Consider the following 24,395-nt stretch of genomic DNA (forward strand, 5'->3'; position numbering starts at 1 on the left):
CTTCGCGCAATGGCCCCGCAGGCATTCAGCCTGCGGGGCCATTTTTTTTGTGGGCTTTGGAGGTTTCTTGCCTGAGAAGTAATCTTGTAGATCACGTTACACACGAGTAGTATGATCTACATGAATGCTTGTTCGACGTGGTCACTCCTTGTGCTGACGCTTCCGACTGAGAATGCGACGGCGCGCATGCGCTTTTGGCGCGCTCTCAAGGCGCGCGGCTGCGCCGTTCTGCGCGACGGCATATATCTGCTGCCTTACACGGCCGAACGTGAGGCGATGCTGCGCGAACTCGCAGTCGCCATTGGCGAGAGTGGCGGCACCGCCCATCTTCTGCGTGCGCCGAGCCTCGATGCTTCGCAGGAGGCAGAATTTCGCGCGCTGTTCGATCGTACCGATGAGTACGACGGCTTCACCCGCACACTCGCCGATGCCCGGAAGACGGTTTCGGGCCAATCCGCCGCTGAACTAACGAAGGTCTTGCGGCGACTGCGCAAGGACTACGAGACCCTCGTTGCGATCGACTTCTTTCCGGCTGAGGCAGCGACGCGCGCCGAAGCCGCCTGGCATGATTTTCTGGCGCACGTCGATACGGTGCTTTCACCGGGCGAGCCGCACGCGACAGACCGCGCAATCCGCTCGCTATCCGCTAGCGACTATCAGGGGCGAACCTGGGCGACTCGCAGGCGCATGTGGGTCGACCGAGTGGCCAGCGCCTGGCTGATCCGCCGTTTTATCGATCGTGACGCGCGCTTTATCTGGTTGCCGTCGCCGGAGGCGTGTCCGGCCGACGCGCTCGGCTTCGATTTCGATGGTGCAGCCTTTACCCATGTTGGAGAACGCGTCACGTTCGAAGTGCTGCTGGCGAGCTTTGGCCTGGACAGTGACCCGGCGCTTGTGCGGCTCGGCGCGATGGTTCACGCGCTCGATGTGGGTGGTGCGAGCGTGCCGGAAGGCATCGGGTTCGAAGCGGTCATGGCCGGAAACCGAGAGCGCACGGCCGACGACGATCAACTACTCGCTGCCATGAGTCCGGTGCTCGAGTCGATGTACACGCATTTCGCGGCTCGTGAAAAAGGCAGCGATACAGGACGGCGCCCATGAGCACGACCACCGCGCAGGTTCCCGGCTACACGCTTGGGCAGATGGCGCTCTATATGCTCAAGCTCGGCACGGTCGGCTTTGGCGGGCCGGTCGCGCTCGTCGGCTATATGCGTCGTGATCTGGTCGAGCGGCGCGGCTGGATCACCGAAGCGGATTACCGCGAAGGGCTGGCACTGGCGCAGATGATGCCCGGTCCGCTTGCCGCGCAGCTTGGCATTTATCTCGGCTTCGTGCACTACCGTCTACTGGGCGCAACGCTCGCAGGCCTCGCCTTCGTGCTGCCGTCGTTCCTGATGGTCGTCGCGCTGGGCTGGGCTTACGCGCATTTCGGTGGACTGTCGTGGATGCAGGCGGTCTTCTATGGCGTTGGTGCGGCCGTGGTCGGCATCATTGCGATGAGCGCATACAGGCTGACGACAAAGACGCTTGGCACAAACCGGTTGCTCTGGATCATCTTCGTGATCCTCGCGGTTGTAACGGTCTACACGGAATCCGAAATTGCCTGGCTCTTTATCGCGGGTGGTGTCGTCAATTGGCTGCGCCGGTCGCCGCCCGGATGGCTCAATAAAGGCGGTCTCAATGCACTCGCGGCGACACAGGCGCCAGCATTTGCTGGCGTGGCCAGCGGGCTGGATCTCTCGCTGCTTGGCCAGATTGGTTTTTTCTTCACGAAGGCGGGTGCGTTCGTGTTCGGTTCGGGCCTCGCGATCGTGCCATTTCTCTACGGCGGCGTCGTGACCGAGCACCACTGGCTCAACGACAAACAGTTCGTCGATGCAGTGGCCGTCGCGATGATTACACCGGGGCCGGTTGTCATCACCGTAGGTTTCATCGGCTATCTGGTTGCAGGGCTAGCCGGTGCCTGTGTCGCCGCGATCGGCACGTTTCTGCCATGCTACCTGTTTACGGTCCTGCCCGCGCCGTACTTCAAGAAATACGGGCGGCTTCCTGCCGTGAAGGCGTTTGTCGACGGTATCACCGCTGCGGCCGTAGGCGCGATTACCGGGTCGGTCGTTGTCATTGCGAGGCGTTCGGTCGTCGACTGGCCAACCGCGCTGATCGCGCTCGCAACCGTACTGCTGCTGTGGCGCTTCAGGAAACTTCCGGAGCCCGTGATCGTTGTCGCCGCCGCCCTGATCGGTTTTGGCCTCTATCCGCTTCTTCACCTGCACACCTGATAGCTCGCGCGCGGGAAGAATGTGAGGAATGCAAATGAAATTGCGACGTATCTTTCTGCAAGATGCCGCCGAAGTTGGCGCAGAAATGATGCTGTCTCAGGCACGGAAGGTCCATGCGGCCAGCGTGCCCGGCTACGTTGCCAGACTCGTTGCGCAGTTCGTGGCAGCGACCGTCGCCACCGAAGCGTCAGGCCGGGGTGTCGTTGGATACCTGCCGGCCGCGTAACGTCGACGCGAAAACTCGGGGACTGCGATGACTCCCTCCAAGGCGCCGCTTTCCGTTCTGTTCCCGCCTGCTGGCGTGGACCGCAGTGCGTGGCTGCTGCTCGTTGCACGAAGCCTGCGCGGGATCTGCGATGGGTTCGTTGCTGTGCTGCTGCCAGCCTATCTGCTGGCGCTCGGATTCGGGAAGCTCACGGTTGGACTGATCGGCACCGCCACGCTGCTGGGCTCTGCCGTTGCGACGATCGCGGTCGGCTTGATGGGCAGCCGTTACCCCCAGCGTGCGCTGCTGGTTTTCGCTGCCGCCCTGATGGGGGCGACCGGCCTGGCGTTCGGATTCCTGTCGTCACTCTGGCCGCTGCTCGTGGTGGCGTTTGTCGGTACGCTCAATCCAGGCTCGGGTGACGTCAGCCTGTTTTTGCCGCTTGAGCACGCACGCCTTGCCGCATCCGCGAAAGGTGATGCCCGAACAGCGCTCTTCGCGCGGTACAGCCTCCTGGGCGGGCTCTCGGCTGCGTTGGGCGCACTGCTCGCCGGACTTCCGGATTGGATTGCTGTGCATGCCAATGTGCCCGCGCTTCTCCCGATGCGTGCGATGTTCATCGTCTATGCGATAACGGGCTTCGTTATCTTCCTGCTGTATCTGCGGCTGCCAAAACGCGAGGCGCACGCGGCGGCGGCCCGGGCATCGCTTGGTCCCTCGCGCGGGATCGTTACACGTCTCGCGCTGCTGTTCAGCGTCGACGCGTTTGCAGGAGGGTTGCTCGTGAACTCGCTGCTGACGCTGTGGCTGATTCAGCGATTTGGCTTTTCGCTTGTCGCCGCAGGGCAGTTCTTCTTCTGGTCAGGGCTGCTGAGCGCGGGCTCGCAACTTGCCGCTGCACCGATTGCCCGCAGGATCGGCCTGCTCAACACGATGGTGTTCACCCACATTCCATCGAGCATGTGCCTGATCGCTGCCGCGTTCACGCCAACGCTTCCGTTGACGTTGATGTTGTTGCTCGCGCGCAGCGCGCTGTCGCAACTCGACGTGCCAACCCGGAGCGCATACGTGATGGCTGTCGTGACGACACCCGAACGACCGGCTGCGGCGAGCTTTACGGCGGTGCCGCGCAGCCTCGCGGCGGCAGTCGCGCCGACGATCGCCGGTGCGCTGCTTGGAGCAGGATGGCTCAGTGCGCCGCTGATAGCGTGCGGCACGCTCAAGATCGCCTACGATCTAGCGGTGCTTGCCGCTTTCCGTCATATCAGGCCGGACGGAGGGGCATCGTGAAATGTTTTCGCGCAGGCCATGACGTCATTGCGCCGCGCGTCTGCATGCTTTGCGCGCTGGTGGCCATGGCCGGCTGCCTTGTCAGTTGTGTTGCGCATGGCGCGGATGACGCGGTAACCGGCAATCTGCCATTGAAGCACGTCGAGGACGTTCCTCTGCCCGGACGAGCGTCACGATTCGACTACGAAAGCTATGACCCCGGCACGCATCTGCTGTTCATTGCCCATCTCGGGGACAGTGAAGTTGTGGTGTTCGATACGCGCGCGTCTCGCGTTGTCGCGCGCGTACCCGGCATCTCGTCCGTGCATGGCGTGCTGGTAGTGCCCGAACTGTACCGCGTGTATGCATCGGCAACCGGTACAAACGAGATTGTCGCAATCGACGAGCGCACGCTAAAGATCACTGCTCGCGTGCCTGGCGGTACCTATCCGGACGGTATGGCCTATGCGCCCGATGCGCACCGACTCTTCGTTTCAGATGAAACGGGTGAAACCGAGACGGTGATCGATGTTCAGGGTAACCGTCGTGTAGCGACGATTCCGCTCGACGGGGAAGTTGGCAATTCGCAGTTTGATCCGGTGTCGCGACACATCTTTGTCAATGTGCAGACGCGAAGCCAACTGGTGGACATCGACCCAGCCACCAATACGATCGTTTCCCGTATCGATCTGCCGGGCGCGAAAGGCAATCACGGGCTGTTGATCGTTCCGGAATCTCGCCTCGCGTTGATTGCCTGCGAGGGCAACAATCGCCTGCTTGTGCTCGACATGAGGACGGAGAAAATTATCGAGGCGTTCGATGTCGGCGGCGATCCGGATGTGCTCGCGTTCGATTCCGCGTTACGCACGGTATACGTGGCCGGTGAGGCGGGCGTCGTGTCGATGTTCGGCGTTGCGGGGAGCCGGGTGACGAAGATCGGCGACGGCAGGGTAGGCCCGAATGCACATGTCGTCAATGTAGACGCGGCGACGCATCGATCCTGGTTTCCGCTGAAAAGTGTCGATGGACATCCAGTGCTGCGGATCATGGCGCCGCAATAAGCCCCGAGCTACCGGCAGGCTGGATATTTCCTCGGGGCCATATTGTGCCGAGGGGCGCTGCGCTACCGCATAACAGGCAGCCGATGACCAGAGTCGAATGATTCATGGTGCAATCAATTTCCCCAGAAATCCGCGAAGAACTCTTTCACCCGAGCAAACTCTCCCCAATCCCCATTGCCATGCAAAAACCCACCACCACCAGCGGCGCCATCTTCCACCGCGTCAACAGAAAAAAGCCAACACAAGCGATGGCGAAATCGATCTGCGTGCGCACCGCGCTGGTCCATACCGGCGAGTAAAGCGCCGCAGCCAGTAATCCGACCACCGCCGCATTGATCCCGGCCAGCGCCGCGGACATCGCCGGCCGGCTGCGCAATGCGTGCCACCACGGCAGCGCGGCCAGCACCAGCAGCAGCCCCGGCAGAAAGATCCCCACGGTAGCCAGCAGCGCGCCGCTCCAGTGGTTGGGCGGGCTCGCCATCATCCAGCCGAGAAAAGCGGCAAACGTGAAGAGCGGACCCGGCACGGCCTGCGCCGCGCCGTAGCCGGCGAGAAAGTCATTCGGCGCGACCCAGCCCGTTGCGACCGTTGCGTGCTGGAGCAGCGGCAGCACCACGTGTCCGCCGCCGAACACGAGCGCGCCCGACCGATAGAACGCTTCGAACATTCGCGCGCCTTGCGCGGTTGCGCCAATCAGAGGAAGCCCGAAGAGCAGCACGCAAAAAACGATCAACGCGGCGATGCCCACCTTGCGTGAAACGGGAAATACGCCGGAATGCGGAAGCATGGCGCGCGCATTCCCAGCGCTCGCCGAGCGGCACAGCGCAAGGCCGAGCAGCGCGCCCGCGGCAATCGCGATCAGTTGTGCGTAAGCCGTGGTCAGCACGCTCAGCATGGCGATAGCGGCGAGCGCGATGCCCGCGCGGCGGCGGTCGGGGCACAGGCGCCGCGCCATGTCCCAGACTGCCTGGGCCACCACGGCCACCGCGACCAGCTTCAGCCCATGCACCACGCCGGCACCCACCGGCCCGCCCAGGTCCGGCGCGATGGCCGCGAAGACCAGCATCAAGAACACCGAGGGCAGCGTGAAGCCGCACCAGGCCGCGAGCCCGCCGGCCCATCCCGCCCGCAGCAGGCCGATCGCAAAACCGGTCTGGCTGCTGGCGGGGCCGGGCAGGAACTGGCACAGCCCGACCAGATCGGTGAAGGCCGCGTCGTCGAGCCAGCGGCGGCGCTCGACGAACTCGCGACGGAAATAGCCGAGGTGGGCAATCGGGCCGCCAAAGCTCGTCACGCCGAGCCTGAGAAAGACCAGCAGCACTTCAAGAGCGCGGCTGGCGGAGCAAGTGCGAGGCGAAGACATGTCGGTATGCATGAGGGTGTGCGGAGTTTGGGCGCTCTCGATCTTATCGTCCGAATATGTCGGGAGCCAAACCCGAAGGCATCCCGGCAGGGCGAATCACGCGCCAGCTCTCCTGGGATGCCGGTATGCTTGTTGCGCCCGAACCATCGGCCATCACGCCAGCCCTCGAAACCCATGCCCTCACGCAAGAATCATGGCACGCCGCCGCCCGCCGTTTCTCCCGCGGCGCGCAGCAGCGACGCACTCGAAGACCCGGCCCTGTTGCGCCGCCTGCTGCGCGCACGCGACCGCATGGACGCCGCCTCGCACGAGGCCTGGCCCGTCAAGCGTCTTGCCGAAGTCAGCGGCGTGTCCGAGGCGCATTTCGCGCGCTCGTTCAAGCGGGCCTTCGGCGTGCCGCCGCACCGCTACCTGCTGACGCGGCGCATCGAGCAGGCCACCACGCTGCTGCGCGACACCGAGCTCGGCGTTATGGATATCGCGTTCGCCACCGGCTGGGAGAGCCTCGGCACGTTCGGGCGCATTTTTCGCGACATCACCGGCAGGAGCCCGAGCGCGATGCGCCGCGCGGCGCGCGCGAGCGGGTCCGCGTTGGGGCGTGTGCCCGCGTGCGTGCTGAAGGCCGCGCAGCGCCCCGATCTCACCATGGCAGTTTTGGAGAAGCGCCGCCGGCTTGCCCAAGCTACAGTGCGGCCATCTACCAAGGAGGTCACATGAACCAGGGCATCAATGTAGTGGGCTTGTACGTCGACGATCAAGACGAAGCGCTCGAGTTTTAGGTCGGCAAACTCGGCTTTCGCGTTCATACGGATGTGCGTAACGGCACGTACCGCTGGCTGACGGTCCAGCATCCGGATCAGCCTTCGTTCCAGCTCGGCCTGTTCGCGCCCGGCCCGCCCGTGCACGACGAAGCCACCGCGCAAACCCTGCGGGCCATGGTCGCCAAGGGGGCCATGCCGCCCCTCGTGCTGGCGGTGGCAGACTGCCGCGCGAGCTACGCGGCGCTCAAGGAAAAAGGCGTGGAGTTCACGCAGGAGCCGGTGGATCGCTACGGCAGCGTGGATGCCGGCTTTCGCGACCCGGCCGGCAATGGATGGAAAATGATCCAGGCGCCGGACCAGGGACACTGAGCGGACACTGAGGCCCCGCCCTGACGCCTCGCTTCGAATCTCGGATGAGCGGTCCGTCCACGCGCAAGGATCGCGCTGTGCGCTGCCTGCCATCGGGGGCGCAGCGCTGCCTTAAAATGACTCCGTGAATTCGTTCCTGCGCCTTGCGGCTTGTGCCGCGAGGCCGCAGCCCGTTACCGGAGTGACCCGATGTCCGTCGATACGAAAGCAAGCGCCGCGTCCGGCGAGGTCTGGCTGATCCGCCACGGCGAAACCGAGTGGAGCCGCAGCGGCCAGCACACGGGGCGCACGGACATCGCGTTGACCGACCATGGCCGTGAACAGGCGCGCGCGCTCGCGAGGCCGCTCGCTTTGCAGCGCTTCGACGCGGTGCTCGCGAGCCCGATGTCGCGCGCCATCGAGACCTGCCAGCTGGCGGGCCTCAGTAACGAGATGATGGTGTCGGCCGATCTGCACGAATGGGACTACGGCATTTACGAAGGCCGCACGACCGCCGAAATCCACAAGACGGAGCCGGACTGGAATGTCTGGAATTCGCTGATCCCGCACGGCGAGAGCCTCACGCAGGTGGAGGCGCGCGCGCGTGGCGTGGTAGGGAGTTTGCTGACGATGCTCGCTCAGGGCGAATCGGGGCGGCGCATTGCCGTTTTCTCGCACGCGCATTTCCTGCGTGTGCTCGCCGGATGCTGGGTTAGCAATTCGGCGGCGCTGGGCGCGCATCTCTATCTGGACACGGCCACGCTCAGCGTGCTCGGCTTCGACCGCGAGAACCGCGCGATCCGGCGCTGGAATTCGCGGCCCGAAGGGTGCGCGTAAGGGCGCGCCGCAGCGGTTTTTCTCTTCGTGCCCCTTGCCCCTCGAAGGCGGGCATGCCGCTGCAAATCGAACAGCTCATGTTGTCGCCGTATTGAACGGGCGGCCGTTGATTTCTGCGCGCGCAAAAAAGTTTTCGCGGATTTACGGGGGAGATAGTTTGCGGATAAGGTGTTGTCGGCCAGTTTCGGACATACATCACGAGCCAGAAGCGGACACTGGAGCGTCCGCTCTGTTCGCGAACGCCGTCGTTGACGATATTCGCACGCACATTAGCGTCGGGAAATGGTACGGCGACGGCTGAGGCTGCCCCGCTTGCGTGCGTCAGTCGACCTGTGCTCCAGTCGAGCGGAGCACAAGGCTGACCTGTACTTAGAAGCTGTGCCGGATGGCAGCACGTACAACTAGCTGGCGCGAAGTCGAGGAAAGATCCTGCGCGCCGGGCACGTACGCGTGATCGAGCGACGAGCCGGTCTTATCACCTGCGACCAGCTGGAAGGCGCCTTGAAGATAGACGTCCGTGCGCTTCGACAGATTGTAGTCGGCCATCAGCCCCACCGAGTGGATCGACGGGTTCACGCTGCCTGTCGTCGCATCGTAGTGCTCGAGCGTGTAAACATAGTCCGCTGCGACGACGAAGGCCGGCGTGAACTGGTACTTGCCATTCACCTCAAAGTTCTGGTACCTGAGTGACGTTACCCGGCCGCCGGCGAGCGGTCCGGTCACCGGCTGGATCGTCTCGTCGCCGCTGAGATACCCGACGTTGGCCACGGGCTGGCCGATGTATGTGTTGGTATACGCGAAGCCTATCGTTGCCGATCCGGCCGTGTAGTTCACGCCCGCGCCGAATATCTGCAGCCGCGACGAAGCGAAATTGCCGTCCGCGCCATTCGAGCTGCTCGCACCAGCGATCGCGCCGCCCGAGGTCAGCGCGGGATTGCTGGCGTTAAGGTAGGCAGCGGCGATGAGCCATCCGCCCACCGTGTATTGGGCGCCCAGGCTCACCGCCCGGTTGTTCGCAAAGTTCGTATCGTTGCTGAAGCTGTACGTGCCGCCAAACGAGAAGCCGCCGTACGTTGGGCTTGTGTATTTGATCGTGTTGTTGAGCCGGAAGGTGTTGTCGGTGTTGTCGTTGTCGAAGGGGTGCGCGAACAGGTAGCCGCCCCAGTTGCCATTTGACGTGGTCTGCGCGAGATAGTCGACCACGGAATCGTACTGACGCCCGAGCGTCAGTGTGCCGTAGCGCTCGTTGGCGAGGCCGACGAATGCCTGCCGCCCGAAAGCGCGGCCACCTTCTGCCAGCGCGCCGTTGCTCGCGTTGAATCCGCTTTCGATCTGAAAGATCGCGTTGTTGCCTCCGTCCAGGTCTTCAGTGCCCTTGAGTCCCCAGCGGCTGCCCTGAGCATAGCCGCTCGTCATTTCGTAAACGGCGTGGCCACCCACGTTGTTCGTGTAGTCAATACCCTCGTCGATTACACCGTACAGGGTTACGCTACTTTGCGCGAACGCAGGCGCCGCTACACCGCACAGCGCCATGACGCAAAAGATCTTCCTCTTCATCAGATCTCCAATTTTTATATGGCATGCTAAACATATCAACGAAGGTATTCCCCTTTTTCCTTCGCCTTGGCGGGGCGCATGCCTTGCGCCCGCCACGCCGGCTACACGACCCGGTCTGCGTTATTTCGCGCCGTAAATGTCGAAGTCGAAATACTTCTGGTTGATTCGCGCGTAGGAGCCGTTCGCGAGAATCTCGGCTAGCGCTCCGTTGAACGCGTCGCGCAACTCAGTGTCCTGCTTGCGCAGGCCGAGGCCGTCGCCTTGACCGAAGAACTTCGGATCGTCAATGGCGTGTCCGGCGAAGGTGAAGTCCTTGCCCTCGGGTCGTTTCAGAAAGCCATTACTTGCCGCAATCGAGGCCTGAAAGGCTGCGTCGAGACGACCGGACGTCAGGTCCGCGTACACCTGATCCTGGTTCTGGTAGGCGACGATCTCCACGCCGGCCGACTGCCACTTCGCGCGTGCGTAGTCCTCCTGGCTCGTGCCTTGCTCAACGCCCACACGCTTTCCTTTAAGCGAGGCCGCGGCGGGCAGCAGCGGCGAGCCGCGCCGTACGACGAGCCGCGCGGGCGCGTTCGAGATCTTGTTGGTGAAGGCGATCTGTTCCATGCGCTTGGGCGTGATCGTCATCGACGAGGAAATGACGTCGAACTTGCGCGCTATAAGGCCCGGGATCATGCCGTCGAAGCTCGTCTCCACCCACACGCAATGCGCGTTCAGTTGCGCGCACAACGCATTGGCGATATCGACGCCGAAGCCCGTGAGCTTGCCGTCCGGCGTCTTATATTCGAGCGGCGGATAGGTCGGGTCGACCGCCAGCCTGATTTCCCGCCCCTTGAGATCCGCCGCGTGTACGGAACTCGCCGTCGCAGCCGCCGCGAGCGCCAGTGAAAGCGCCATCGTCCATGTCTTCATTTGCCTGTCTCCTTGCTGTCGTATCAGTTGTTTCGAGAGTTATTGCAGAATGTGCTCCGCGAGCTTGACCCAGTAGCTCGCGCCAATGGCGAGGCTCGCATCGTTGAAGTCGTAGCCGGGATGGTGCAGCGAGCAATGCTGCGCGCCGTCCCCATTGCCGATCGAGAGGTAACTGCCCGGGCAGCGCTCCAGCATGTATGCGAAGTCCTCGCTCGCCATGAGCGGACGCAGCCCGTCGATCAGCATCTGCGCACCGCCCCATTCGAGCGCGACGCGACGGGCCAGTTCGGTCTCGTCTTCGTGGTTGACGAGCACCGGGTAGCAATGACGGTAGTCGATCTCCACGCTTGCGCCATAGCTTGCGGCCTGCCCTTCGGCCACTTCGCGGATGCGCCGCTCCAGCAGGGTGCGCACCTGCGCCGAAAGCGCGCGCACACTCAGGTGCAGTTCCGCGTGGGGCGCGATGACGTTCGAAGCGCTTCCCGCGTGCAGCGCGCCGACGCTGACCACGGCCTGATCATGCGGGGCCACGTTGCGCGCCACCACGCTTTGCAACGCCATGACGATCGACGCACCGACCACGATCGGGTCGATCGTCTGCTGAGGCGCTGCCGCATGGCCGCCGCGCCCGATCACGCGGATCGTCACCTCATCCGCGGAGGCCATGAACGCCCCGCTGTGAAAACCAATCGTTCCAGCGGGGAAGCCCGGTATGTTATGCATCGCGAACACGGCGTCGCAGGGAAAGCGCTCGAACAGGCCGTCTTCGATCATCCTGAGCGCGCCGCCCAGGCCCTCTTCAGCCGGTTGAAAGATCAGGTGCAGCGTGCCGCACCACTGCGGTTTTTGGGCGAGGCATCGTGCGGCCGCCAACAGCATCGCCGTGTGGCCGTCGTGGCCGCACGCGTGCATGACACCGTCGTTGCGGCTGGCATAGGGAAGGCCCGTCGCCTCGTGTATCGGAAGTGCGTCCATGTCGGCGCGCAGTCCGAGATTAAAGCCCCGCCCGCGCTCGATCGTCCCGACCACGCCCGTCCCTCCGATGCCGCGCATCACACGATAGCCCCACGATTCGAGCTTCGCAGCGACGAGCGCGCTCGTCGTGTGCTCTTCGAAGCCCAGTTCGGGCTGCGCGTGCAATTCGTGGCGCAATGCAATCATTTCAGCTTCTATCGCCGCCATTTCCGCCAAAACCCACTGCCTATTCAATTCGCCTCCTTCACCCTTGCGTGCATCGTGGATCGAATCGTATGCAGTGCAAATTCCGGGGAACAGCCAGCGTTTTGTTATGATGACAACCTTTTGTTGTCGCCCTTCGCCAATCGGCGTCTCTGCATAAATGAAACTGCACCAACTGGAAGCACTCGTCGCCAGTGCGGATGCCGGCAGCATCCGCGGCGCGGCCCGCGCGCTCGGGCTTTCCCAGGCCGCCGTCACGCGCGCGCTGCGCGAACTGGAGGCGAGCGAGCGTCTTCCTCTACTGATCCGCGCGCCGGAAGGCATTACGTTCACCGAGCATGGCAAGGTGCTGCTCACGCACGCGCGCCTCGTGCTCAATCAGCTCGAACACGCGCACAGCGACCTGGAGCGCCTGAGGGGGCGAATGGAAGGCAGCCTCATGGTGGGCGTCACGCCGTGGATTACGCTGACGTTTCTTGCAGAAGCAGTGCAACTTTTTCGCAAGCGCATGCCGGATATCCGCCTGGAGCTGATTGAAGGACTGATGGCGGTCGCCCAGCCTTTGCTGCGCGAAGGCAGCATGGACTTCGCCATCGGGCAGTTGCAGCCCGGTGCGAGCGCGCAGGAGTTCGCGTGTGAACCAGTGCTTGCTTACGAGTCGACGGTGATGGTGCGCGAAGGCCATCGGAAGGCGCGGGCGCGCTCCATCCACGAATTGCTGGACGAGGACTGGGTGCTCAATTTTGCCCCGGACGGCCAGCGAGATCTCATCGACTATCTCTTCACGCGCCACGGCGCGCAGATAGACGAGCGCCGTATCGTGCGTGCGCAGTCGGTAGCGACGCTGCAGACCATGGTCGAGCGGGCAGACATGTGCACGTGGAGCCCGACGATCCTGAGCAGCGTGCCGCCTTTCGGCGGCCGCCTGAAGCCGCTCGCATTGCGCGAGGCGTTCGAACCCCGACAACTGAGCATCGTCACACGCCGCAACAGCACGCTGAGCCGCGCGGCCGTCGCCTTCATCGAATGCCTGCTTCAAGTCATACGCCGACATGCGCGCTCGGCGAAAAAGGAAGACCTCGCCTTGTTCGAAACGTTGGAGCTGTTGATCTAGCGCCAGAGACTGTGCGTCATCGAGCGACCAGTCTGCATTTGTGAACGGCCATCGCCAATCCGCGAGATGGAGTGGCAGCAACGGCTCGGTTCAGTGCATTCGCCGGCGGAACGACGGCGGCCGAACGCCAGCGTTCGGCAGCAGGCAAATTGATGGTCATCCATGAACACTGGCCACGGACGCATCGGAGCGTGCAGTCTGGTCGCACTCGCCTACCTTGTCACGCTCAGTCTGGCTGGTGTGTGGTGGGGCTTTCCAGCGAATGTCCGGCTCTTGCGTGCTACCGCTATCGTTACAGCCTGGACCGGAGCCGGGTTGCTGGTGGGGGGCCTGGCCTTGATGATGCGCGCGCCGCGCCGGGCTGCCTTAATGGGCGGGCTAGATCTCATTTGCCAGTGGCATCATCGCAGCGGTGTCATCGGCTACGGTCCCGACGTGCTGCGCGGCTGTATGGCGCGCAGATATTGGGCTATGTCTCCCGCCGCGTCGCGAGCACTACGCATTACACCGATGAGCGTGGCAGAGGCGGCGCCGCACCACTCGCCGTAACCGACAAACCACAAGCGTTCCTCGTCGCTGGCGCGCGTCCCGTCTGTCCTCGGCAATCCGTTGGCGTCACAGATTTGTAGCGGATCAAGATGTTTGAGTGCGGGGCGGAACCCGGTGCACCAGATCACGACATCGACGCGGGAATGCGTGCCGTCGCTCCAGACGACGCCGTCGGCATCGAAATGGCTGAACGGACGCATTGCGTGCAGCACGCCTCGCGCACGCGCCTCCCGTACCGGGGCCACCATGACGATGTCGCCCAAACCTCCTACCGGCGCCATTATCGTGCGCCCGTCGCGCAGAGCCTGCCATTTGGCTGTCGCGCGTTCGAACAAGACCCGGCCATCCACGTCGTCTGGAAGAAAAACGGGTTCCTGCACTGTCACCCACGTAGCGTTGCAGACGGTCGATACCTCTGCCAGGATTTGTGCGCCTGAGTTGCCGCCGCCCACCACCAGCACGTTTTGTCCGCGCAGATCGTCAGGATTGCGGTATTGCGCCGAATGCATCTGGCGACCCCCAAAGTTCTCGCGTCCCGGGTAGTCCGGGACATAGGGCGCGCTCCAGGTGCCGGTCGCGCTCACGACTGCCCTTGCCAGCCATTCTTCGTGAGCGGCGGTGACCAGCAGGCCATCCTGAACGCGTGAAACGGATTTGACATGAACGGGGCGCCGGACAGGGAAGTGATAACGGTCCTCATATCGCGCCAGATAGTCGATGACCTCGTTGCGCGACGGGTATGTGTCGTGTGATACGGGCATCTGCCAGCCTGGCAGCGAACTCCATTGCGCAGGCGAAAACAGGTGGAGCGAGTTCCAGGTATGTCGCCAGGCGCCTCCGGGGGCGCTCTGGTCGTCCAGCACGAAATAGTCGAGTCCCGCACGACGCAGGAAGTAGGCGGTGGCAAGGCCGGCCTGGCCACCTCCGATGACTACCACATCGATGTCTGTACGCATGAGTTTTCGTCCCATCTCCTGATTCGGATTCTGGCGGTGACGCGGCACGGCGCACGAACGGCACCTCGCAAGATCTCCCGTTCGATGTCTTTCACGGCAGATTCTCCGCTCTGTCACAAACCATAAGGTCCAACCATCGTTGTGTCTCAGCTTGAGAGCGGCCACGGTACCTGTCTTGATTTACGTCAAAAAGGTCGCGACTGCCACTGCCATCATGGAAGGCCGTCAATGCGGAAACAGAACCGCATGGGCGTCCTTCCTTTGAGGAGCAAGCTCATGAGCAACGTTGAAGTTGTCCTGTGCAGCCCGGTACGTACGGCAATTGGTACCTACGGCGGGACCCTCCGGGACCTGCCAGCGCCGACGCTTGGCGCTGCGGTTATCCGTGAAAGCCTCAAGCGCGCAGGATTGGCCGCCGACAAGGTCCATTCGCTCGTCATGGGCAATGTCATTCAGGCCGGCGTGAAGATGAATCCGGGGCGGCAGGCCGGCATCGCCGCGGGATTGCCGGTCGACGTTCCGGCGCTAACGGTCAACCGCGTGTGTGGATCGGGCGCGCAAGCCATCGCGAGTGCGGCCACCGAAATCTGGGCAGGCATGATCGAATGCGCGATCGCAGGTGGCATGGAAAACATGGATCGCAGCCCCTATCTGCTGCCGCAAGGGCGTTGGGGTGCCCGGATGGGCGACGTGACGTTGTTCGACAGTATGCTGCTCGATGGGCTCAATGATGCTTTCAGCGGTCAGCATTCAGGCTGGCACACTGAAGACCTGGTGGCGAAGTGCGGCATCTCTCGCGAGGACCAGGATCGTTGGGCGCTGCGCTCCCAGCAACGCTTCGCACAGGCTCAGGACGCCGGCTTCTTCGATGCCGAAATCGTGCCGCTGGAAGTGCCGGGTCGCAAAGGGCCCACGGTGTTTGTCCGCGACGAGCACAATCGGCCAGACACCAGCGCCGAATCGCTTGCCCGACTCAAACCGGCCTTTCGCAAGGACGGGACGATTACCGCAGGCAACGCGCCCGGCCTGAACAGCGGTGCAGCTGCGCTGATCGTTGCCGGGCGAAGCTGGGCCGAACGCAATGGCCTGACACCCATGGCCCGGCTGGTCAGTTATGGCGTGGGAGCCGTGGACCCCGGTTTCTTCGGCCTGGGCCCGATTCCTGCAGTGCGACAGGCTATTGCACGCGCCCGCTGGTCTGTATCCGATGTAGATCGCGTGGAGATCAACGAGGCGTTCGCGGCGATCGCACTGGCATGCCTGCGCGAGCTGGGCTTTGCGGAAGACGTTGTCAATGCCGAGGGTGGCGCGATTGCTCATGGTCATCCGATCGGTGCGAGCGGCGCGGTGCTGACCACGCGGCTGTTGCACCAGATGCAGCGTGGCGGCGGGCGGCGCGGGATCGTGACGCTGTGCATTGGCGGAGGACAGGGCATCGCGCTGGCGCTCGAGCTTCTGTGAAAGCCCGATAGTGGTTGCGCCCGAAAGCCATGAGCCGTCGAAGAGGTGAACCTGCCATCGGCTTGCGAGCACCACGGCGCTTGACCTGGGCTGGATCGCCTGGGAGGACAAGGGTGCGGGCGAGTCAGCGCGAAGCAGATCGGTCGAGTCTTCTTGCGAGAGTGGCGCAATGCAGTGCTGATTACCGGGCCGAAACAGGACTGGTCTTTTGAGTGAGGAAACCGGTGAAACCGCTCCAGCGCCACGCAGCGGCGCACTCGTTCTATCACCTTGGTCAGCGCGAGATGACGGGTTGCGCGTGTGCGGGTCTGGCCTGCTTTGCCGCGCGAGCCGATCAGCCGCAGCGCTGGCAGGCCGCGATCGGCCAACGTCCTGCCGTGTACTGTCTGGGCAAATGCTACGAGAGCCCCAGCGATAGCGAGCACGACATCCGCCCGTATATTGGCGCCTGCGCGCGTCATACCGTGCTGTTGAGCAACGTGCTGGCGGGCGGGGTGCGCGATCTGGCGAGCTATCTCGAACGTGGAGGTGGTGCGGCGTTCGCCAAAGCGCGTGCCATGACGCCGATCCAACTGGTGTCGATGGTGCAGGAATCCAGATTGCGTGGACGCGGCGGTGCGGGCTTTGCGGCAGGCATCAAGTGGCAGGCGCTCGCGAACGCGCCCGGGCGCACCAGGTACCTGATCGTCAACGCCGACGAGGGCGACCCCGGTGCGTTTTCCGACCGGTTTCTGCTCGAAGACGATCCATTCCGGCTGATTGAAGCGGCTGCGATCGCTGCCTACGCCGTGGGCGCATCTCGCAGCTACGTCTATCTACGCAAAGAATATCCCCGGGCCGCGCGGGTGCTTTCGGCTGCGTTACTGCAGGCGCGCGCAGCAGGGTGGCCCCACCCGTCATTCGAGCTCGAGTTGGTCGTTGGCCAGGGGGGCTACATTTGCGGCGAAGAAACTTCGCTGCTCAATGCGCTGGAGGGGCGCCGTCCCGAAGTACGGCTACGGCCGCCCCAGATTACCGAGCATGGCCTCCAAGGTGCTCCCACGCTGGTCCACAACGTGGAGACGCTGTGTGCCGTGCCATGGATCGTCATACACGGCGCGGCAGCCTATGCCGACCTCGGATTCTCGCGCAGCCGTGGTACCAAGCTGCTCTCGCTCAATTCGCTGTTCCGGCGCCCCGGGCTGTACGAGGTGGAGTTCGGCATCTCGCTGGCGGACGTTGTCGGGCAACTGGGGCAGGGATTGCGCCGTGGCACGCTCAAAGGCTTGATGGTGGGCGGGCCGCTCGCCGGCATCGTGCCGCCAGAGTGCATGACCACGCGGCTCGGCTACGAGGAAATGCAGGCCATCGACTGCGCGGTCGGGCACGGTGGAGTCATCGCGTTTGCCGACGACACGCCCATCATCGAGATCATCGCAGAGGTGCTCCGGTTCGGCGCCCGCGAGTCCTGTGGCGAATGCACGCCCTGCCACTTCGGCACACCGCTGCTGGCGGCAATGAGCGATGCTGCTGCGGCAGGCGCTCCGATCGATGCCTCGCGCTATCAGCGCCTGATTGACGCGCTCGCGCAGACGAGCCTGTGCGGCCACGGGCGTGGGCTGGCCGAGTTCGTCCTCTCGGTGCAGCGGCACTATCGCGAGGAGTTGCGCAGATGGTTCAGCTGACTATCGATGGTATCTCTCACGAAGTCGCGGACGGCACGCTGCTGATCGATGCATTGACGGCAGCCGGCGCCGCCGTTCCCCATCTCTGTCACGACAGTCGCGTGAAGCCGTCCGGGGCGTGCCGACTGTGCGTGGTTGACGTGTCCGGTCAGGCGCGGCCCGTTCCAAGCTGCGCGTTGGAAGTGAGTGCGGGGATGGTCGTGCGCACTCGTGGCGAAGCACTCGACGCCCTGCGCCGCACTAACCTCGAGCTGATCGCCGCGCACTATCCTGCAGCGGCATGCGCCGCCGAGCCAGACCATCCATTCCATCGCCTGCTTGCCGCGCACGGCGTGGAGCCTGGAGACGTGCGACAGGAGGGGCTGTTTCAGGACGAGACGCACCCCTATATCGGCGTGGCGATGGAGCGCTGCATTTACTGCGAGCGCTGCATCCGCATTTGCGAGCAGGTGCAAGGCCAATTCGTCTGGGAGGCCTGGGGGCGTGGCGACGGCACGCGCATCTCGCCCGGCAAAGGCTCGACGCTGCTCGCCGGAGGGTGCGTGGGTTGCGGTGCCTGTGTGGACAGTTGCCCCAGCGGGGCGCTGTTCGACAAACGGGTCGGCGTCGAGCCGGCTGTCTGGACACGTACAACCTGTGTGTATTGCGGAGTGGGCTGTCAACTGGACGTGGGTACGGCGCATGGCCGCGTGGTGGCGATGCGGCCGGCCGACAGCCCCGTCAACCGGGGGCACGCGTGTGTGAAAGGGAGATACGCCTTCGAGTACAACCATGCTCCTGATCGCATCATGCAGCCGATGATTCGCCGCGACGGCAACTGGCAGGCAGTGAGCTGGGACGCAGCGCTCGACTTTGCCGCTTCGAAGCTCGAAGCAATCGTTGCGCGCGACGGGCCCGATGCGGTCGGCGTGCTGGGTTCGGCACGCGCGACCAACGAGGAAAACTACCTCGTGCAGAAGTTCGCCCGCGTGGTGCTCGGCACGCACAATGTCGACTGTTGTGCCCGCGTGTGTCACACGCCCAGCGCCAAAGCGCTCAAGACCATGCTGGGCGTCGGCGCCGCCACGAACAGCTTTGACGACATCGACGAGGCGAATGCCTTTCTGATTTGCGGGGCGAACCCGACGGAGGGTCACCCTGTCGTGGGCGCGCGCATCAAGCAGGCCGTGCTCAAGGGGGCGGGCCTGGTGGTCATCGATCCGCGCCGCACCGAGCTCGCGGAACTGGCGGATGTGCACCTGGCAGTGCACCCCGGGCGCAATGTGCCGCTTTTCAATGCGCTGGCTGCCACCCTGATCGAGGAAGATCTTGTCGACCGGCGCTTCCTCGCCGAGCGCGTGGAGGGCTTCGACGCCTTCGCCGCTCACGTGGCCGACTTCTTGCCCGAGAGCGTGGCCGACGCGTGCGGCGTGCCGGCAGAGGCGATTCGGGCTGCCGCGCGGCTGTATGCGGGCGGCCGACCGTCCATGTGCTTTCATGGCCTTGGCGTGACGGAGCACCTTCAGGGCAGCGAAGGCGTGATGGCGCTCGTCAATCTGGCGCTGCTGACCGGCAACCTCGGCAAGCATGGCTCCGGCGTCAATCCTCTGCGTGGTCAAAACAATGTGCAAGGTGCGGCGCATATGGGTTGCGATCCGGCGTCGTTGACAGGCGCGCAGGCAATCGATGTCGCGGGTGCGTGCTTCGAACAGGTGTGGGGCGCCAGACTGCCGGCCAGCCGTGGCCTTGATTTGCCCAAAATGATCGACGCGGCTCGCACAGGCCGGCTCAAGGCGCTTTGGGCAATGGGTTATGACGTCTATCTTTCTTTCGCCAATGCAAACGACACGGCCGCGGCGCTGGCACGACTTGAACTGGTGATCGTGCAGGATCTGTTCATGAACGAGACGGCGCGGTCGTTCGGTACGGTCTTCTTCCCGGTTGCCTCGTCGTTCGAAAAGGACGGCACGTTCATGAACTCCGACCGGCGTGTGCAGCGCATTCGCACGGCGCTGCCAGCCCCGGGGGAGGCACGGCCGGACTGGTGGGTCATCCAGGCGCTCGCTGCGCGCCTGGGCAAGCCGCGCGGCTTCGAGTTCACCGGCCCCGAAGCGGTCTGGGACGAAGTCCGTTCGCTATGGCCCGATGGTGCGGGGCTCACCTATGCGCGACTGGAGCACGCAGACCTTCAGTGGCCGTGCCCGGACGAAAGCCATCCGGGGACCCCCGTGCTGCATCGGGAGCGCTTCGCGGGTGCGAAGACTGCCAAACTGGCCGTGGTCGAATATGTCCCGACGGTCGAGCAACCCGACGAATCCTATCCACTGCTGCTCACCACCGGGCGCACGCTCTACCAGTTCAACGCAGGCACGATGACTCAACGCACCGCCAACCTGTTGCTGCGCGCGTCGGACACGCTCGACATGGCGCCCGACGACGCTGCGCGCTACGGCTTCGTCGAAGGAGAAACCGTGCATATATCGAGCCGCTACGGGGCGGCGGATCTGACGGTCCATATCAGCGGGGCAATGCGGGCAGGGCAGCTATTCAGCGCTTTTCATTGTCCCGACCTGTTCATTAACCGATTGACTTCTCCGGTTCGCGACCGCCTGGTTCGTACTCCGGAATACAAGGTGGTTGCGGTGCGTGTAGAAAAGCTCGGCGACTAGCTCGGGTTCACAGGTATCTCAATGGCGCACTACCACTTGATGCACATCAAGCCAGAAGTCCGCCTGGACTTGATACTGGATTCGTCCGTCAACGTCTCGCGCACGGTTTGGTGAGATGAAGACGGGAATTTTGCAGAGCAGCAGGCACCTCAAGGAGAATTGCAGTGACGCGGAGGAAATGTCTCGTCGTCTTCTATTCTCGATCGGGGACGACACGCGCCTTTCTGGTTGCGAATGCTATCGACGTATTTTTCAAATGAAATACAAAGACTATTACGCGATCCTCGGCGTGGAGCGTACGGCGGCTCAGGACGACATCAAGCGCGCCTACCGCAAGCTCGCACGCAAATACCATCCGGACGTCAGCAAGCACAGTGACGCGGAGGATCGCTTCAAGGAATTGGGCGAGGCCTACGAGGTGCTCAAGGATCCGGAAAAGCGTGCAGCCTATGATCGCATGGGTACTCAATGGCGCGCCGGAGAGGAATTCCAGCCGCCGCCGAACTGGGACGAAGGTTTCGAATTCAGCGGAGCGAGCGAGAATGCCGGCACGCACGCCGATCTGAATGATTTTTTCGAAGCAATGTTTGGCCGTGCACGAGCAGCGCATGCGCGGCCCTCGCACGCCATGGGACAGGATCACCATGCCAAGGTGGTCATCGATATCGAAGATGCTTATCGAGGAGCGCAGCGCTCGATTTTGCTGCAATTGCCTGTCGTCGATGCACAGGGTCATGTATCGCTGCAATCCCGTACGTTAAGCGTTGCGATTCCCAAGGGTGTGCGGGCGGGGCAGCACTTGCGGCTCGCAGGCCAGGGTGGGGCCGGAGCAGGTGGAGGGCCGGCCGGCGATCTCTATCTGGAAGTTGCGTTTCGTGAGCATCCGCACTTTCGCGTCGATGGCCCCGATGTCTTGCTCGACTTGCCGGTGGCGCCCTGGGAAGCGGCGCTTGGCGGGCCCGTCACCGTGCCGACGCCAGACGGAAGGGTGGAAATGAGGGTGCCAATGGGCTCGGCTAGCGGCAGGCGCTTGCGGCTCAAGGGCAAGGGGATTCCTGGGAACCCACCGGGGGACCTGTACGTGATCTTGAACATCGTATTGCCGCCGGCCGACAGCGAGCCAGCCAAAGCGGCGTACAACACGATGCGGCAAGCGTTCAACTTTGACCCGCGTGCGCGGCTTTATGGATAGCTTCATTATGAAGAGCGCTGAGAGAACGTGTCTGGTGGGCCAGATTGTCGATGAAGACGTCGAGTTCACGCTCGTCGACATGAGTCGGATAAGCGGCGCATCGGAAGAAGAAATAACCCTTTGGGTTGCTGAAGGCGCCTTCGAGCCGCGGGACTAAACCGCTCGCGCGGTAGGGGCTACGGTCCGACGCTGGAGATCAGGGAGAGGCCGGTCACGCGGCTTTATGTTGGCGAATGAGGCAATCCGCCTCGTTCTTCAACAGGAGCCGAATCATGACCTCCTTACCGGCAAACGCCAGCCCACTGCGCCAGCGCATGATCGACGACATGCGCATGCGCCAGCTTGCCCCGAAGACGCAGGAGAGCTATCTGCGCATCGTGCGCGAGTTCGCCCGGTTTCTCGAGCGCTCGCCCGACATGGCCACCGTCGAGGACCTGCGGCGCTACCAGCTCTATCTGGTCGATCACGGCACCTCACCCGTCTCACTGAACCGCGCGATCACCGGCCTGAAGTTCTTCTTCACCGTCACGCTCGACCGGCCCGAGCTGATGGTCAGGATGCAGCCGGTGCGCGTGCCCCGCATATTGCCCGTCGTGCTTAGTCCCGATGAGGTGCGGCGCCTCATCGAGGCAGCCGGCAACCTGAAGCACCAGACCGCGCTGTCGGTCGCCTACGGTGCCGGGCTGCGCGCGAGCGAAGTGGTGGCGCTGAAGGTCACCGACGTCGACAGCCAGCGCATGACACTGCGTATCGAGCAGGGCAAGGGCCGCCGCGACCGCTACGCAATGCTCTCACCGGTTCTGCTTGAGCGTCTGCGTGTGTGGTGGCGCGTGGCCCGTGCGCAGGGCAAGATGCTCGACGGCGGGTGGCTGTTTCCCGGGCTCGATCCGGTCGATGCGCTGAGCACGCGGCAACTGAACCGCGCCATTCACGCCGCCGCCGAGGCCGCGCACATCGACAAGCGCGTGTCCATGCACACGCTTCGACACAGTTTCGCGACACACCTCCTTGAACAGAAGGTGGACATCCGCGTGATCCAGGTCCTGCTTGGCCATGCGAAGCTGGAGAACACCGCGCTTTACGTCCAGGTCGCCACCGACCTGCTGCAGGAGGTCACCAGCCCGCTGGACCGGCTGCCTACCGAGTAAGCCCGCAGCCGCAACGCCTCATGCTGGAGGTTGCGGAGATCTTCCGCAGCCACGGGCCAGCGTGGCGAGCCACGACACACCTGAGCCTGGGGCAGCTGAAGGTCATGTCGGCCATCGAACGGTGCCGCACGGCGGCACTGGGCGGACATGTGCTGCGCTGTTCAGGCTGCGCAAGGACGGAAGTGTCCTTCAACTCGTGCCGGGACCGCCATTGCCCGAAGTGCCAGGCCAGCGCCGCACACCGCTGGCTGGAGGCGCGCCAGGCCGACCTGCTACCCGTCGAGTACTTCCACGTCGTCTTCACGCTTCCCGCACCCATCAGCGCGATCGCCTGGTACAACAAACGGATCATCTACGGCCTGCTGCTCGACATCGCCGCCGACACGCTGCGCACGATCGCTGCCGATCCCAGGCATCTCGGCGCGCAGATCGGAGCCACGCTCGTACTGCACACCTGGGGCTCAGCCCTTACGCATCATCCACACGCGCACGGCATCGTACCCGGCGGCGGACTCTCGCCCGATGGCGAGCGCTGGATTGCGTGCCGGCCCGGCTTCTTCCTGCCGGTGCGCGTGCTCTCACGCCTGTTCCGCCGGCGCTTCCTCGAAGCGCTCGAACTGGCCCACCGGAATCGCCAGCTGCAGTTCTTCGGCGAGTACACCGGGCTCGCTGATCCCGCCACCTTTGCCCACTGGCTTGCGCCGCTGCGTACCTGCGAATGGGTGGTCTACGCCAAGCGCCCGTTCGCCGGACCGAAGGCGGTGCTCGAGTACCTCTCACGCTACACGCACCGCGTTGCCATCTCCAACCAGCGTCTGGTCGCCTTCGATGAGCGCGGTGTGACGTTCCGCTGGAAGGACTACCGCGCGAAGGGACACACCCGCTACAAGACCATGACCCTCGAAACCGGCGAATTCATACGCCGCTTCCTGCTCCATGTGCTGCCCGGCGGTTTCCATCGCATCCGTCACTACGGACTGCTCGCCAACCCGGTACGCCGCGCCAGGCTCGCCAGGGTGCGCGATCTGCTACACGTCGCACCAGGGATCAGCCCGTCACCGGACGACGCCACCCTCGAAACCCGGCCCGTCTTCATCTGCCGGCACTGCGGCGCACCGATGATCGTCGTCGACATCCTCGCGCGCAGCGCCCCGATCCGCGCACCGCCAATGCGCCGGGAGCAGACATGAACTCCACGGTTCCCCGATATCTGAACCGACCGTCGGCTTTGCGGCAACGCGGCCCACGAGCGGACATTTGCGCGTGTCGCTTCTCGAAGCGCCTCCCAAGCCCGCGTCATCATCGCGATTGCACCTCAGTACCGCTTCGCCATCGCGTCAGTGCCCGTCCGGCATCCCGCCTGAACGCGCCGCATCCGGCACCGCTGAGCATCCCGGCCTATCAATCGCCATAGCCGCGAAGACTTCAAGCGCTTCGGGGCACTCCGCGGTTTCCTCCATCGAGGCTTATTCGACGCCTGCCGACACGCGCGCAGGCACCGTCACATTCCTGTGGCCGATGGCAGGCATCGAATAACCCTTAACGAAAGGCGCCGGGCCGCAGGAATGGCGGTTCAGCGGCGCTTCGCTGGGCCGCGTACGCACCGCTTTCAGGCTGGCTCGAGACCTTCAGATCAACGCGCCGGGCATTGCGCTCGCGCTCGATCTGCTGGAGGAGATCGAGACGTTAAAAACGGGCTCTGGATGCTCGTCGGGCGACTGATTTGTCGCGGGCGTTTCCCAGGCAGCAGGAGCAAAGGCTGAGTAACGGCGATAACCACGGTTAGGACGGCGACAACGGGAATGGCCGACGGCAGCCACCGAAGCTTCAACTGGTGGACGCAGCCGCAACGGGGCGTCGGCGAGCGTGTGCACGTCGACGGTGATGTG

General features: G+C 63.8%; 19 protein-coding genes and 2 pseudogenes. 16 read left to right on the forward strand and 5 right to left on the reverse strand.

Translation table 11 applies throughout. From position 1 onward, the window contains the following. Positions 1-120: 120 nt before the first annotated feature. From P5W99_RS35160 to P5W99_RS35180, 5 genes are all read left to right on the forward strand, one after another. Complete coding sequence (locus P5W99_RS35160) at positions 121-1,101, forward strand: chromate resistance protein ChrB domain-containing protein (protein WP_434666573.1); 981 nt, start codon at positions 121-123, stop codon at positions 1,099-1,101. After that, positions 1,098-2,279 (forward strand): chromate transporter, encoded by a 1,182-nt coding sequence (locus tag P5W99_RS35165; protein ID WP_421028396.1) that lies wholly within the window; start codon positions 1,098-1,100, stop codon positions 2,277-2,279. The genes P5W99_RS35160 and P5W99_RS35165 overlap by 4 nt, the downstream gene beginning before the upstream one ends. Positions 2,280-2,313: 34 nt before the next feature. Next, on the forward strand, positions 2,314-2,505 hold the full coding sequence (locus P5W99_RS35170) for a hypothetical protein (RefSeq protein WP_421028397.1): 192 nt from the start codon (positions 2,314-2,316) through the stop codon (positions 2,503-2,505). A gap of 27 nt (positions 2,506-2,532) precedes the next feature. Then, on the forward strand, positions 2,533-3,774 hold the full coding sequence (locus P5W99_RS35175) for an MFS transporter (protein ID WP_421028398.1): 1,242 nt from the start codon (positions 2,533-2,535) through the stop codon (positions 3,772-3,774). A 65-nt stretch (positions 3,775-3,839) separates the two neighbouring features. After that, complete coding sequence (locus P5W99_RS35180; RefSeq protein WP_421028773.1) at positions 3,840-4,814, forward strand: hypothetical protein; 975 nt, start codon at positions 3,840-3,842, stop codon at positions 4,812-4,814. Between the two features lie 145 nt (positions 4,815-4,959). Here the strand turns inward: P5W99_RS35180 and chrA are convergent, their stop codons facing one another. Then, the gene (gene chrA, locus P5W99_RS35185; RefSeq protein WP_421028399.1) at positions 4,960-6,189 is read right to left on the reverse strand and encodes a chromate efflux transporter; all 1,230 of its coding nucleotides are present in this window, start codon (positions 6,187-6,189) and stop codon (positions 4,960-4,962) included. Between the two features lie 162 nt (positions 6,190-6,351). Here chrA and P5W99_RS35190 point away from each other — a divergent pair, with 162 nt between their 5' ends. The 3 genes and pseudogenes from P5W99_RS35190 (at position 6,352) to P5W99_RS35200 (ending at position 8,123) form a co-directional block, all read left to right on the forward strand. Then, entirely contained in the window at positions 6,352-6,894 is a 543-nt protein-coding gene (locus P5W99_RS35190; protein WP_421028400.1) for a helix-turn-helix domain-containing protein, read from the forward strand. Continuing rightward, positions 6,891-7,307, forward strand: a pseudogene (locus P5W99_RS35195) (VOC family protein). Before P5W99_RS35190 ends, P5W99_RS35195 begins: the two are co-directional and overlap by 4 nt. A 189-nt stretch (positions 7,308-7,496) precedes the next feature. After that, the gene (locus P5W99_RS35200) at positions 7,497-8,123 is read left to right on the forward strand and encodes a histidine phosphatase family protein (RefSeq protein WP_434665942.1); all 627 of its coding nucleotides are present in this window, start codon (positions 7,497-7,499) and stop codon (positions 8,121-8,123) included. 369 nt (positions 8,124-8,492) lie between these two features. On the opposite strand, the gene P5W99_RS35205 is transcribed toward P5W99_RS35200, so the two are convergent. The 3 genes from P5W99_RS35205 to P5W99_RS35215 all read right to left on the reverse strand — a co-directional run bounded on the left by P5W99_RS35205 (position 8,493) and on the right by P5W99_RS35215 (position 11,756). Continuing rightward, entirely contained in the window at positions 8,493-9,680 is a 1,188-nt protein-coding gene (locus P5W99_RS35205) for a porin (RefSeq protein WP_421028403.1), read from the reverse strand. A 120-nt stretch (positions 9,681-9,800) separates the two neighbouring features. Then, the gene (locus P5W99_RS35210; protein ID WP_434665945.1) at positions 9,801-10,595 is read right to left on the reverse strand and encodes an ABC transporter substrate-binding protein; all 795 of its coding nucleotides are present in this window, start codon (positions 10,593-10,595) and stop codon (positions 9,801-9,803) included. A gap of 39 nt (positions 10,596-10,634) precedes the next feature. Beyond that, entirely contained in the window at positions 10,635-11,756 is a 1,122-nt protein-coding gene (locus tag P5W99_RS35215) for a M20 aminoacylase family protein (protein ID WP_421028405.1), read from the reverse strand. Positions 11,757-11,934: 178 nt separating this feature from the next. Here P5W99_RS35215 and P5W99_RS35220 point away from each other — a divergent pair, with 178 nt between their 5' ends. Continuing rightward, positions 11,935-12,888 carry a LysR substrate-binding domain-containing protein gene (locus P5W99_RS35220; RefSeq protein ID WP_434665948.1) on the forward strand — a complete coding sequence of 318 codons (954 nt, stop codon included), beginning with the start codon at positions 11,935-11,937 and terminating at the stop codon, positions 12,886-12,888. Between the two features lie 422 nt (positions 12,889-13,310). On the opposite strand, the gene P5W99_RS35225 is transcribed toward P5W99_RS35220, so the two are convergent. Next, positions 13,311-14,393: an ArsO family NAD(P)H-dependent flavin-containing monooxygenase gene (locus tag P5W99_RS35225; RefSeq protein ID WP_421028407.1), complete on the reverse strand. Its 1,083-nt coding sequence runs from the start codon at positions 14,391-14,393 to the stop codon at positions 13,311-13,313. Positions 14,394-14,669: 276 nt separating this feature from the next. Between P5W99_RS35225 and P5W99_RS35230 the strand changes: the two genes are divergently transcribed. From P5W99_RS35230 to P5W99_RS35260, 7 genes and pseudogenes are all read left to right on the forward strand, one after another. Further along, complete coding sequence (locus P5W99_RS35230) at positions 14,670-15,854, forward strand: thiolase family protein (protein WP_421028408.1); 1,185 nt, start codon at positions 14,670-14,672, stop codon at positions 15,852-15,854. Positions 15,855-16,078: 224 nt separating this feature from the next. Next, on the forward strand, positions 16,079-17,518 hold the full coding sequence (locus P5W99_RS35235; RefSeq protein ID WP_421028409.1) for an NADH-ubiquinone oxidoreductase-F iron-sulfur binding region domain-containing protein: 1,440 nt from the start codon (positions 16,079-16,081) through the stop codon (positions 17,516-17,518). After that, positions 17,506-20,166 carry a formate dehydrogenase subunit alpha gene (fdhF, locus tag P5W99_RS35240; RefSeq protein WP_421028410.1) on the forward strand — a complete coding sequence of 887 codons (2,661 nt, stop codon included), beginning with the start codon at positions 17,506-17,508 and terminating at the stop codon, positions 20,164-20,166. Before P5W99_RS35235 ends, fdhF begins: the two co-directional genes overlap by 13 nt. Positions 20,167-20,422: 256 nt before the next feature. Further along, positions 20,423-21,358 (forward strand): DnaJ C-terminal domain-containing protein, encoded by a 936-nt coding sequence (locus P5W99_RS35245; protein ID WP_421028774.1) that lies wholly within the window; start codon positions 20,423-20,425, stop codon positions 21,356-21,358. Positions 21,359-21,630: 272 nt separating this feature from the next. Beyond that, the gene (locus P5W99_RS35250; protein WP_434664670.1) at positions 21,631-22,506 is read left to right on the forward strand and encodes a tyrosine-type recombinase/integrase; all 876 of its coding nucleotides are present in this window, start codon (positions 21,631-21,633) and stop codon (positions 22,504-22,506) included. A 20-nt stretch (positions 22,507-22,526) separates the two neighbouring features. After that, the gene (locus P5W99_RS35255; protein WP_434664668.1) at positions 22,527-23,696 is read left to right on the forward strand and encodes an IS91 family transposase; all 1,170 of its coding nucleotides are present in this window, start codon (positions 22,527-22,529) and stop codon (positions 23,694-23,696) included. Between the two features lie 382 nt (positions 23,697-24,078). Beyond that, positions 24,079-24,228, forward strand: a pseudogene (locus P5W99_RS35260) (chaperone modulator CbpM); the annotation flags it as partial. Between the last annotated feature and the right edge of the window lie 167 nt (positions 24,229-24,395).

This window comes from Paraburkholderia sp. A3BS-1L, from assembly GCF_051125215.1.
Classification (GTDB): Bacteria; Pseudomonadota; Gammaproteobacteria; order Burkholderiales; family Burkholderiaceae; genus Paraburkholderia.

What these genes read in the sequence shown, in the direction of transcription:
- P5W99_RS35205 (WP_421028403.1), bottom strand. Translation starts at nt 9,680, where the DNA reads ATGAAGAGGAAGATCTTTTGCGTCATGGCGCTGTGCGGTGTAGCGGCG.
- P5W99_RS35200 (WP_434665942.1), top strand. Translation starts at nt 7,497, where the DNA reads ATGTCCGTCGATACGAAAGCAAGCGCCGCGTCCGGCGAGGTCTGGCTG.
- P5W99_RS35215 (WP_421028405.1), bottom strand. Translation starts at nt 11,756, where the DNA reads ATGATTGCATTGCGCCACGAATTGCACGCGCAGCCCGAACTGGGCTTC.
- P5W99_RS35175 (WP_421028398.1), top strand. Translation starts at nt 2,533, where the DNA reads ATGACTCCCTCCAAGGCGCCGCTTTCCGTTCTGTTCCCGCCTGCTGGC.
- P5W99_RS35180 (WP_421028773.1), top strand. Translation starts at nt 3,840, where the DNA reads ATGGCCGGCTGCCTTGTCAGTTGTGTTGCGCATGGCGCGGATGACGCG.
- fdhF (WP_421028410.1), top strand. Translation starts at nt 17,506, where the DNA reads ATGGTTCAGCTGACTATCGATGGTATCTCTCACGAAGTCGCGGACGGC.
- P5W99_RS35210 (WP_434665945.1), bottom strand. Translation starts at nt 10,595, where the DNA reads ATGAAGACATGGACGATGGCGCTTTCACTGGCGCTCGCGGCGGCTGCG.
- P5W99_RS35225 (WP_421028407.1), bottom strand. Translation starts at nt 14,393, where the DNA reads ATGCGTACAGACATCGATGTGGTAGTCATCGGAGGTGGCCAGGCCGGC.
- P5W99_RS35230 (WP_421028408.1), top strand. Translation starts at nt 14,670, where the DNA reads ATGAGCAACGTTGAAGTTGTCCTGTGCAGCCCGGTACGTACGGCAATT.
- chrA (WP_421028399.1), bottom strand. Translation starts at nt 6,189, where the DNA reads ATGCATACCGACATGTCTTCGCCTCGCACTTGCTCCGCCAGCCGCGCT.
- P5W99_RS35165 (WP_421028396.1), top strand. Translation starts at nt 1,098, where the DNA reads ATGAGCACGACCACCGCGCAGGTTCCCGGCTACACGCTTGGGCAGATG.
- P5W99_RS35220 (WP_434665948.1), top strand. Translation starts at nt 11,935, where the DNA reads ATGAAACTGCACCAACTGGAAGCACTCGTCGCCAGTGCGGATGCCGGC.
- P5W99_RS35190 (WP_421028400.1), top strand. Translation starts at nt 6,352, where the DNA reads ATGCCCTCACGCAAGAATCATGGCACGCCGCCGCCCGCCGTTTCTCCC.
- P5W99_RS35245 (WP_421028774.1), top strand. Translation starts at nt 20,423, where the DNA reads ATGAAATACAAAGACTATTACGCGATCCTCGGCGTGGAGCGTACGGCG.
- P5W99_RS35255 (WP_434664668.1), top strand. Translation starts at nt 22,527, where the DNA reads ATGCTGGAGGTTGCGGAGATCTTCCGCAGCCACGGGCCAGCGTGGCGA.
- P5W99_RS35160 (WP_434666573.1), top strand. Translation starts at nt 121, where the DNA reads ATGAATGCTTGTTCGACGTGGTCACTCCTTGTGCTGACGCTTCCGACT.
- P5W99_RS35170 (WP_421028397.1), top strand. Translation starts at nt 2,314, where the DNA reads ATGAAATTGCGACGTATCTTTCTGCAAGATGCCGCCGAAGTTGGCGCA.
- P5W99_RS35250 (WP_434664670.1), top strand. Translation starts at nt 21,631, where the DNA reads ATGACCTCCTTACCGGCAAACGCCAGCCCACTGCGCCAGCGCATGATC.